8 protein-coding genes are annotated in these 9989 nt (G+C 42.5%); 4 read left to right on the top strand and 4 right to left on the bottom strand.

All coding sequences use genetic code 11. The annotated features are described in order from the left end of the window. Window positions 1-101, bottom strand: a 101-nt coding sequence (locus H6G08_RS02760; protein ID WP_190538756.1) for a helix-turn-helix domain-containing protein, incomplete at its 3' end; no start/stop codon positions are given. A 407-nt stretch (window positions 102-508) separates the two neighbouring features. Here H6G08_RS02760 and H6G08_RS02755 point away from each other — a divergent pair. After that, the gene (locus tag H6G08_RS02755) at window positions 509-1366 is read left to right on the top strand and encodes an SDR family oxidoreductase (protein WP_190538755.1); all 858 of its coding nucleotides are present in this window, start codon (window positions 509-511) and stop codon (window positions 1364-1366) included. 7 nt (window positions 1367-1373) lie between these two features. Further along, window positions 1374-1517, top strand: a complete 144-nt coding sequence (locus H6G08_RS02750; RefSeq protein WP_190538754.1) for a hypothetical protein — start codon at window positions 1374-1376, stop codon at window positions 1515-1517. Between the two features lie 18 nt (window positions 1518-1535). Here H6G08_RS02750 and H6G08_RS02745 read toward each other — a convergent pair whose 3' ends face one another. After that, window positions 1536-2075 (bottom strand): phycobiliprotein lyase, encoded by a 540-nt coding sequence (locus H6G08_RS02745; RefSeq protein WP_190538753.1) that lies wholly within the window; start codon window positions 2073-2075, stop codon window positions 1536-1538. A 506-nt stretch (window positions 2076-2581) separates the two neighbouring features. Here H6G08_RS02745 and H6G08_RS02740 point away from each other — a divergent pair. Continuing rightward, entirely contained in the window at window positions 2582-4027 is a 1446-nt protein-coding gene (locus H6G08_RS02740; RefSeq protein WP_190538752.1) for an efflux RND transporter periplasmic adaptor subunit, read from the top strand. Window positions 4028-4050: 23 nt separating this feature from the next. Continuing rightward, on the top strand, window positions 4051-7296 hold the full coding sequence (locus H6G08_RS02735; RefSeq protein WP_190538751.1) for an efflux RND transporter permease subunit: 3246 nt from the start codon (window positions 4051-4053) through the stop codon (window positions 7294-7296). Between the two features lie 311 nt (window positions 7297-7607). Here H6G08_RS02735 and H6G08_RS02730 read toward each other — a convergent pair whose 3' ends face one another. After that, entirely contained in the window at window positions 7608-9068 is a 1461-nt protein-coding gene (locus H6G08_RS02730) for a hypothetical protein (protein WP_190538750.1), read from the bottom strand. Between the two features lie 421 nt (window positions 9069-9489). Continuing rightward, window positions 9490-9969 (bottom strand): hypothetical protein, encoded by a 480-nt coding sequence (locus H6G08_RS02725; RefSeq protein ID WP_190538749.1) that lies wholly within the window; start codon window positions 9967-9969, stop codon window positions 9490-9492. Window positions 9970-9989: the final 20 nt, after the last annotated feature.

The following is a 9989-nucleotide window of genomic DNA, read 5'->3' as shown; positions in this document are numbered from 1 at the left end:
GCGTGGTTATAAACACGCCGATGGGTTTCTAACCATTCTTCAAATATGGCTACTTGGGACTGCGTTGGCTTTAATTTAAACTCGTAAGTCAGGTTAAACATTTAATCACCTCCTAACTTAATTCTAGCATATCTACCAATCGCATTACCGATTAGTAGAATAAAGTCGCCCTAGAAGCGGCGCACTGAAGCTCACCCGAAGTGGGCGAGGCTCTAACCCCATAAGTTTCGGTAGGGGCAAGGCACTGCCTTGCCCTCTAGAATATATCGGACTCAAACTATAGCTGATATACAGCATATTTCAGGTAAATGAGGTACAAGCTTTGGGGCATGGCAGTGCCAGTGCCCCTACAATCAACGATAATCTGCTGTATATATACTTTCCTTCCCAATGATAGAGAAAGTAATTATCCTGGTTTTCTAAAGTTGAGTCATTGTCCAACATCCTTTGAGATGCGATCGCATTTCCGAAAAACGCAACAAATAGATTACTGTGGAGAAGCAAGTTTATGACTCAAGCCAAAGAACTACAACCACCGCAACAGCAAAATGCTCCTGGTACTGAGGCGCAAATGACGCCCAAACCTCAGTCTGATGATGCCAAATACCGGGGAAGTGGCAAATTACAAGGTAAAGTAGCTTTAATTACTGGCGGTGATAGCGGTATTGGTAAAGCTGTTGCTATTTTCTATGCCAAAGAAGGCGCAGATGTGGCAATTATGTATAAAAGTGAGCAAAAGGACGCGGAAGAGACAAAACGCCTGGTAGAAAAAGAAGGCAGACGTTGCTTAACAATTGCAGGTGATATTGGTGACGAGCAATTCGATCAACAAGCTGTGCAGCAAGTCGTCAAGGAGTTGGGACACCTGGATATTTTGGTGAACAACGCTGCCGAACAGCATCCCCAAGAAAGTATTGAGAATATTACAGCTGAACAATTGGAGCGGACTTTCCGCACCAATATATTTAGTATGTTCTTTCTCACCAAAGCTGCTTTACCCCACCTCAAAGAAGGTAGTGCAATTATCAACACTACCTCTGTGACTGCATACAAAGGTAGCCCCCAACTGCTCGATTACTCAGCAACGAAAGGGGCGATTGTAGCTTTTACTCGTTCTCTCTCCCAATCTCTTGTAGAAAAAGGAATTCGGGTGAATGGTGTAGCTCCCGGCCCGATTTGGACTCCCCTAATTCCCTCTACTTTCCCAGAGGAAAAAGTCAAGAGCTTTGGTTCTCAAGTACCAATGCAACGCGCCGGACAACCGGAAGAAGTCGCACCTAGCTATGTATTTCTCGCATCCGATGACTCTTCTTATATGTCCGGTCAAATTCTCCACCCCAACGGCGGCGAAGTGGTGAATGCGTAATTAGGGCATGGGGCATTGGGCATGGGGCATTGGGCATGGGGCATTGGATTTATCTTCCTTATCCTCCTTCCCTTCTCCCCTTCCTACCAGTCAACAGTCAACAGTCAACAGTCAACAGTCAACAGCCCTCACAATAGATTGTGCAACTTAAAAGCAAAATAGCCTACCTTCACCCTAATCTCTTTTCTAAATACTGACCAATCATTAACTGTTCGCCAGCACGAGAGATAATCGTCTGGCGAGTGCGGTATTTAGTGCCAATGAGTTTTAACTCTTCCTCAAATACCGAGCCGTTGTACTCTGTGCGCAAACATAATGTTTTGGGATTGGGGAAATAATATTCGGCGGTGATTGGCTTAGATGTGGCGAAACCGCGATCGCGATACAAAATATTTCCTAATGCACCAAATAATGTGGAACCTTGAGATTCTGGCTTACCTGTGACTACATCTGTACTATCCCAGGTGACTTCTGTACCACATACCAAACTGACTGCATCTGGTAATTCGTGTAATTGCGCTAGTTTTTGCAATTCTTCGCATCCCGGCTCTAAAAACCGAATTGCGATCGCACTGACTATTTCTTTGGTCGTTCCTGATGATAGGGTGTAATAACGCCGTTCCGATCGCCACTTACCCACTGATTCCTGAAAAAATTCTGCAATCTGTGATTCTTCAGTGGTTTTTGTCAGTTTGAGTGGTGATTTCACTGCTTTCCTTCCTTAGACAAAATAATATAGATAGTAATAGATAGTTTGGCTTGGAAACTCACTACATTACATCTGTCCCTAATACCAAATTTCTTTACTATTTTTAATCTAAACTAGATATTGAAACTATTACTGATAGTTTGGCTACAATGCTAAACAACCAAATTTTTACTTTCTTTCTGCCTGGGGATAGAAGCTAAAAATTAAAAAATTATTTTGTAGTCTTGCTTTGTCTTATATCTTGCGGCAGATCTTAGGAAGGCTAAAAATACGTATACTAAATTTACATGAGGAGTTCAGTACCATTAAATTCTCTGGCACTGTCTAAAACTAATTCTTCCTTCTGCAAAATGCAGGCTGGAAATCTAGCTTCAACCACTCAGGGGAAAAGTTGATTCCATGCAAATTCACAAAGAATTGGTGACAGCAGTACAGCAAAGAGAATTTATCTGCTTTTGTCTTTGTAGACGGCTGTTTTCAGCCAGCGCCGCCCGATGAGAAAATCAATGATTTTGGACGGAAATAAGCCGCACAAACTCTTAAACATGCCAAATACTATAGCTGCATCCCAAATAATTAACTCTCGGTTACATCACAAAGCTCATCAAGAACATAAGCAAAAGTCTAGGTTAGTAATTGCTTGCTTCCTGGGCTTGAGCTTATTCACAACGAGTTGTGCTTCATCTCCCAAAGAATCAGCCGATGCTCAATCTCAAGGGCCTAATGCAGGTAGACAAGGGGGTGGCGCTACACCTGTAGATGTGGCGATCGCGCGCACGGATAGCCTGCAAACACAACCGGAGTATACTGGTACTACCATTCCCTACCGTACAGTATCACTGCGATCGCAAGTTGAAGGGCGATTATTAGGATTAAATGTCGATGTTGGCGATCGAGTTAGACAAGGGCAAAATATTGGACAATTAGATGATGTCCTGCTGTTAACAGACCTCAAGCAAGCAGAAGCAGAATTAGCCTCACTGCAATCAGAAGTAGCCAGAGCTACAAATCAAGTAAGTAATGCCCGCGCTCAAGTAGAAAGTGCTAGGTTGCAATTAGTACAAGCTCAAGCGGATTCCCAACGCCAACAGCAACTAGTTAAACAAGGCGCGATCGCGGAGCAAACAGCCCAACAAGCCCGCACTGAAGCGCAAACAGCCGCCCAAGCCTTACGAGCTGCCACCGAGCAAGTACGCACCGAACAGCAAGCAGTCGCCGCCGCCCAAGGTCGAGTAACCGCCCAAAAAGCCGTAGTTGCCCAAGCTAAAGAACGCCGCTCCTATACCCGCTTAACATCTCCCATCGCTGGTGTAATTACTGAGAAAGTGACAGAACCAGGTAACCTACTGCAAGCAGGTGGGGAAGTATTAAAAATAGCCGACTTTAATCGCGTTAAAGTCGTCGTCCAAGTTTCCGAATTAGAACTGGGACAAATTAAAATTGGGCAATCTGTAGAAGTGCGTTTAGATGCTTTCCCCGACCAAACATTAGTCGGGAGAGTCGCCCGCATTTCCCCCGCCGCCGATGCGACAGCTAGGTTAATTCCTGTAGAAGTAGTCATTCCCAACAGCGAGGGTAAAATTGGTAGCGGATTATTAGCAAGAGTTAATTTTGCTACTCAAGCAGCACAGCGAGTAGTAGTACCGCAAACAGCACTTCAGAAACCAGCTAGAAATCAAGCTGCTTCCCAAACTACAGAAAATAAACAAGCATCAAATGAGCAAACGGGTACTTTATTTGTAGTTACAAATACTGAAGGTAAAGCCCAAGTCACAGCCCGTTCTGTAACTCTAGGAAAAAGAGCTGATGCGAAAGTCGAAATTTTATCTGGGTTGCAACCAGGAGAAAGCTATGTTGTGCGCAGTGGTAAACCGCTAAAAGATGGGGACGCCGTGCGTCTTTCAATTATTTCAGAAAAATCTCAGTCAACCCCGAAAGGGAATCAACAGTAATTTTTGAATAATCAAAGAGAAAGATGCAACAGGTCAAACAAACTAGCGGTTTTAGTATCAGCGCTATCTCCATCCGCCAACACATTGGCACACTTATGCTTACCCTGGCAGTAATAGTTTTAGGTGTATTCTTTATCCTAAAACTGCCAGTAGATTTACTACCATCAATTACCTATCCCCGGATTGGGGTGCGGATACAAGCCCCCGGCGTTTCTCCAGAAGTTGCGGTTGATGAAGTCACCAAGCCTCTAGAAGAAGCCTTTTCCGCCACAGAGGGAGTATTACAGGTTTTTTCCCAAACTCGTGAGGGACAAGTCAGCTTAGATTTGTTCTTCCAACCAGGGGGAAATATTGACCAAGCCTTGAATGATGCAACAGCAGCATTTAATAGAGCCAGAAGCACCTTACCAGATACCATTGAAGAACCGCGCTTATTTAAAGTCGATCCTTCCCAATTACCCGTATATGAATTGGCGTTAACCTCACCATCCTTAGCAGGTGTAGATTTGCGGGTTTTCGCTGAAGAAGAATTAGCCCGCGAACTCGGTGTAGTTCCCGGAGTCGCCGGGGTAGATGTATCGGGGGGAGTGCAAGAAGAAGTTAGGGTTAATATCGATTTAGACAGGTTACAAGCCTTAGGCGTAGGTTTAACCGATGTCTTAGACGAACTGAGAGACCGTAACGTCGATGTCTCTGGCGGTCGGATTTTAGGGCAAAATTCCGAACCTTTAACCCGGACTGTGGGAAGGTTCAAAAATGCTCAGGAATTGAGAAATTTATCTTTTGAGGTAGGCTCTACTTCATCTGCTAACTCAGCCAGCAATCCTCTAAGTACAATTCCAGCACGCCGCGTTTACATGCGGGACTTTGCCGAAATTATTGATGGCTCAGAACTACAACGGGTTTATGTTCTTTTGAATGGGGAAGAAGCGGTTAAAGTCAGCATTCAAAAGCAACCAGACGCAAACACCATTGATGTTGTTGATGGTGTAAAAAAACGTTTAGAAGAACTGCGCCAATCTGGGGTGATTCCCGAAGGGACAATTTTGACACCTACCCTAGATGAATCACGGTTTATCCGTAATTCTATTTCCAATGTTACCAGTTCTGGTTTGATTGGGACAGCATTGGCCGCGATCGCAGTTTTACTCTTTCTTGGTTCCCTCAGACAAACATTCATCATCGTCATTGCTATCCCCCTAGCCACTCTCGCCGCAATTATCTTGATGGGAATGTTTGGTTTATCCCTCAACGTTTTTAGTTTAGGTGGTTTAGCTTTAGGTGTCGGTATTGTCGTTGATAACTCCATCGTCATGTTGGAGAACATCGCCGAAGGTGCGGGAATGACTCCGGGTAAAGATAACAAATCCCGCTTGAGTTCGCAACAACTCATTTCCCAAGCTGAACAAAGTAGCCAACAAGTCGAATCAGCCCTGATTGCTTCCACCAGTACCAACTTGGTAGCGGTATTACCGTTTTTGCTCATCGGTGGATTTATCGCCCTACTCTTCAACGAATTAATTCTCACCATCTCCTTTTCCGTCGCCGCCTCAATTTTAATCGCCGTTACCGTTGTCCCCATGCTTTCTTCGCGGATGTTGGGATGGCGTGTTTCCAGTAAATTGAGCGAATTTTGGCTGCTAAAACAATTTAACCGCAGATTTGATGCTGCTACAGGCGGATATGCTCGGTTTTTAGCTGGTATATTGCGCTGGCGGTTAGTTGCAGTCGCTTTAGCACTGCTGCTTTTTGGTGGTGGTAGTTTGTGGATGGCTCCACAAATTCCCCAAGAAATTCTCCCCCGCATCAACACCGGACAAGCCAACTTAAATGCTCAATTTCCCCCCGGTACACCCTTAGAAACCAATCAAAAAGTCATGAATGCGGTGAACGAAATTCTCCGCAGTCAACCAGAAACCGAATATGTATTCACGACAATTGGGGGTGCGCTCTTTGGTAACACCACTAATGCTAATCCTCTGCGAGGTACTAGCAACATTACCCTCAAAACAGGTACTAACGTAGAAGCTTATGTAGAAAGAGTTACCCAGCAATTTAACAAGCTGAATTTAGCCGGAATTCGCCTGCGCCTTTCCCCCGGTCAAGTCCGAGGTTTAATTCTCAACAACTCACCCATCAGAGGTGCTGACATTGATTTAATTCTTCAGGGAAATAACACAGACACCTTAGAACAAGCTGGTCGTCAAGTATTAGCCGCCTTAGAAGAGCAAGCCACCCTCGCCAGATTCCGTCCTGATGCAGACGACCGTCAACCAGAAATTCAAATTCTTCCCGATTGGGAACGAGTTGCAGCCTTAGGACTGACAACTCAAGACATCGGTGACACCATTCAAACAGCCCTCGAAGGTAGCGTACCCACTCAACTACAACGGGGTAACCGCTTAGTAGATGTTCGCGTACAGTTAGATGAAAGATCAGTACAAACACCTTCCCAACTAGAAAGGTTACCTTTGTTTGTCGATAATAATCGTCAAATTCGCTTGCGAGATGTTGCCAAAATCGTTGAAGCTCAAGCACCTGGAGAAGTACAACGCATTAATCAACGTCAGGTATTCTTAATAGCCGGAAACTTAGCCGAAGGAGCTAGCTTAAGTGACGCTCTTGCCCAAGTAAATAAAGTAGTTAATAGCATAGATTTACCTGAGGGCGTTAGTTTATTACCAAGTACAGCTGCTGAATCTAATCGACAACTTCAAAGTTCGTTACAGCTATTAGGCGGACTAGCTAGCTTTTTAGTCTTTGTAGTGATGGCGGTGCAATACAATTCTCTCATTGACCCGCTAGTAATTATGTTTACAATTCCCTTAGCATTAGCTGGGGGTATATTCGGACTTTACATCACTCAAACAGCTATTGGTGCGACTGTGATAGTTGGTGCCGTGTTGCTAGTAGGTATCGTAGTTAACAACGCCATCATCATGGTAGAACTAGCAAACCAAATCCTCGAACGGGAAGATGTTGACCGCAAAACAGCGATTTTAAAAGCAGCACCCCAAAGGTTACGTCCAGTATTAATGACTACAATTACTACTGTTTTGGGTATGTTTCCCCTAGCCTTAGGTATTGGCGAAGGTTCAGAATTTTTGCAACCATTAGGAGTAGTAGTATTTTCCGGTTTGTCTTTAGCAACAGTATTGACTCTGTTTATCATTCCTTGCTTCTACACACTACTCCACGACATTCTTGATTGGCGCTGGACAAAGCCCATTTTTACGCGACTGCGTTTATTGGGGAAAAAATTCTCGTGACATCTGCTCCAAAAAACTTATACCAATTCAAATAATCTTGGCGACACATCAAAATATTCTCGAGGGCATGGCAGTGCCAGTGCCCCTACAATCTGTCGCATTCTTTTTTCCAATTGGTATAAGTATAAAGCAGACATAAGCTCGCAAAATATGAAGCACTTGGCGATCGCTCTCAATTACAATTGCATTAAGGGACTTCCAGAGAATAAATTACTCAATTTATTTAAGCAGATTTTTCTTTACTCCCCCTGCTCCCTGCCCCCTGCCCCTCTGCCTGCATAGCGATTGGTTATTTTTTTAATTGGAAGTCCCTAACTGTATCGTCTCCATAAACGCCGCCAAAGCAAAACTACTAATATAGCGATGACAAAGCCGCTGAGGGTGTATATTCCCTTGGTAGCTGGGACTAGCCACCAAGGTTCTTGGTTTGCCTGCTGTGTAACTGTTTTTACCTCTTTGGTTGTTGTTCCTGCTTTTGTACTTAATGGCTGTGTAACTGTCTTTACTTCTGTTGTTGTCTTTACGTCTTCTATACTGGGTTTGAGATTGAAAGAATTAATTAGGAACGATCTAACAGGGTTATCGTTCTTTTCACCCAATCCTGGCAAAGCCGCAACAAAAGAGCCAAAAGTCCAGCCTACAGCCAGAAGGCTAAGGAATTCTTGAAAATTGCGATCGCGTTCAGCTTTTTCTAATTCAACTCGACTGCTAACTGCATTAATAGTATCTGAGAGTAATTTTAAACCTCGCTCTAGGTTTTCTGAGTCTTTAGTTATCTGTAGCCGATATTTATCTTTAACTAATTTACTAAACTCTGTGAAAAACTCAACTTCTGTTTCTTTATTTGCTGTAATTTTCTGAGATTTTTGTTGAATTCTCTCTAGCCGTTTTTCATAATTGCTCAAATTAATATCAATCGTCCCACCCTGAAAATCAAGTATAGTTAATTCTCTGGTATATTCATTAAGTGTATTTTGCACATCGACTAATGTTTTCTGCAATGTATTTAACTCGCCTTTCTTCTTTCTAGCTTGTTCAATAGCATCACTTCCGACTTTAATCTTCGTAAAATAATTTTGTAGAGAATTTTTTAAGAAACGACTTTGGCTATAAGCCCAAACTATTTTGTGGCGATAATAAAATAAACGTATCCAGTCAGCATAAAATTTGCCAGATTGGTCTAAAGTAGCTTCATCTGGATATATTATGATAATAAAATGCTGATTATTTTGAGTTAGTTCAAAAATATTTGCTCCGAGAAAGTGTCCTTGACCTTGTAAATCTCCTTCCCAATCTAAACCGGGCATTAATGCTTGATAACAAGCTTGAGCAATCTCTTCAGAACTCTTAGTTTGAGCAGGAGGTAGCCAGCCAGAAAGCATCCAGGTTTGCCCAATAGTCACTGTTTGACTCTTTAATATGCGCTCAATTTCAGCTTTGATATCGACAAATATTTTAGCAGGTTGAGCATGAGTTTTATTTTTGAATGCACACTCTACAAGTAAGCCATAACTATCACCGAGTAGCACCGGATAGAAATAGCCTTCATATTGTTCATTATGATGTTTTGTCTGTGCGTATACATCTTGGAGAAGATGAACATATTCACCTTGTAAATCTTGCCCATTTTCTAACAATAATGGGCGAATGTATTCAGGAATTTTATTGTAATAAGATTGTTGATTTTGCTTAATTTCTTCTGGATTATCTCCTAAACTATATTTCAAGTCATAGAGAAACAGGTCAATAGTGGGATAGATGAGGTCAGTCATTCAAGGAAATCATTTTAGATTGTTGATTCTGGATGGGAAACACAGACAAATAAAATTTTTCTCCTTCAGGGGAAAGACTATTACATTGCCACTCAGTCAGCCAAAAAATTTAGTTTTTAGCTAATACAGCAGATTACCAGTTGGTGAGGTACAGATTATCGTTGATTGTAGGGGCACTGGCACTGCCATGCCCCGAAGCGCGTACCTCATTTACCTCAAATATGCTGTATATCAAGCCAATTGAAACCGAGTAGGATTTATGGTTTTAACCCATTTTCATAGATTTGACCATTAGTCTAGTAGTCGATTAATAATTACGCAAGTGAAGGTAGGAACTAACCCCGCCTTTTTCAGCTAGGAGGGTTAGGGAAAATAAAGTCAAGCGCTATGGCTCTGGCAAATATAGATAAATGAGATAGCGTTATTTTTGGGCAAAATTTTGGGTTAAAAATTGTTGGAATTTATCAAAGCTACTTAATTTTTTGGCAGTTTCCGAAGGGTTGGGAGTTGCCATAACCCTGATAGCCATATTGGTAATTTCATTGCTTCTCAAGTCTGAGGAACTAACTTGTGGAATACCACGAGTTACCACTTGAGGTTTCTGCTTTGGGGCTGCTTGTTCTAGTTCAGCCTCGCTAGGTAGTAAATTTAACGGGATTTTATCGCCTAAATTATCTAATAAAGATTTAGCAGCTTGAAACCTTTGATTTAAAGTTTCATTAGCTTGGATCATCACCAACAAACGGGGTTCGATGAGTATTTCCCAGGCTTTTGGGTTGGCAGAAAGCTGTTCAGCTACTTGGGATAAGTCGGATTGTTCTGTATCACTGAGAGTAATTTCTGAATCTTGCAGGGCTAGTAACAAAGCTAATAAAGTATTGTTAAGATTGCTGGTTTCCATGAGGAAAATAACTAATATTT

It is taken from the genome of Calothrix anomala FACHB-343 (assembly GCF_014696435.1).
GTDB lineage: Bacteria > Cyanobacteriota > Cyanobacteriia > Cyanobacteriales > Nostocaceae > Aulosira > Aulosira anomala_A.
Note: the sequence above shows the minus strand (reverse complement) of the source record. Positions and strands in the feature narration are given on the sequence as shown.

Bases quoted from the DNA above. Each gene is read 5' to 3' on its own strand.
- H6G08_RS02755 (WP_190538755.1), top strand. From the start codon at position 509: ATGACTCAAGCCAAAGAACTACAACCACCGCAACAGCAAAATGCTCCT.
- H6G08_RS02750 (WP_190538754.1), top strand. From the start codon at position 1,374: ATGGGGCATTGGGCATGGGGCATTGGGCATGGGGCATTGGATTTATCT.
- H6G08_RS02740 (WP_190538752.1), top strand. From the start codon at position 2,582: ATGATTTTGGACGGAAATAAGCCGCACAAACTCTTAAACATGCCAAAT.
- H6G08_RS02735 (WP_190538751.1), top strand. From the start codon at position 4,051: ATGCAACAGGTCAAACAAACTAGCGGTTTTAGTATCAGCGCTATCTCC.
- H6G08_RS02730 (WP_190538750.1), bottom strand. From the start codon at position 9,068: ATGACTGACCTCATCTATCCCACTATTGACCTGTTTCTCTATGACTTG.
- H6G08_RS02725 (WP_190538749.1), bottom strand. From the start codon at position 9,969: ATGGAAACCAGCAATCTTAACAATACTTTATTAGCTTTGTTACTAGCC.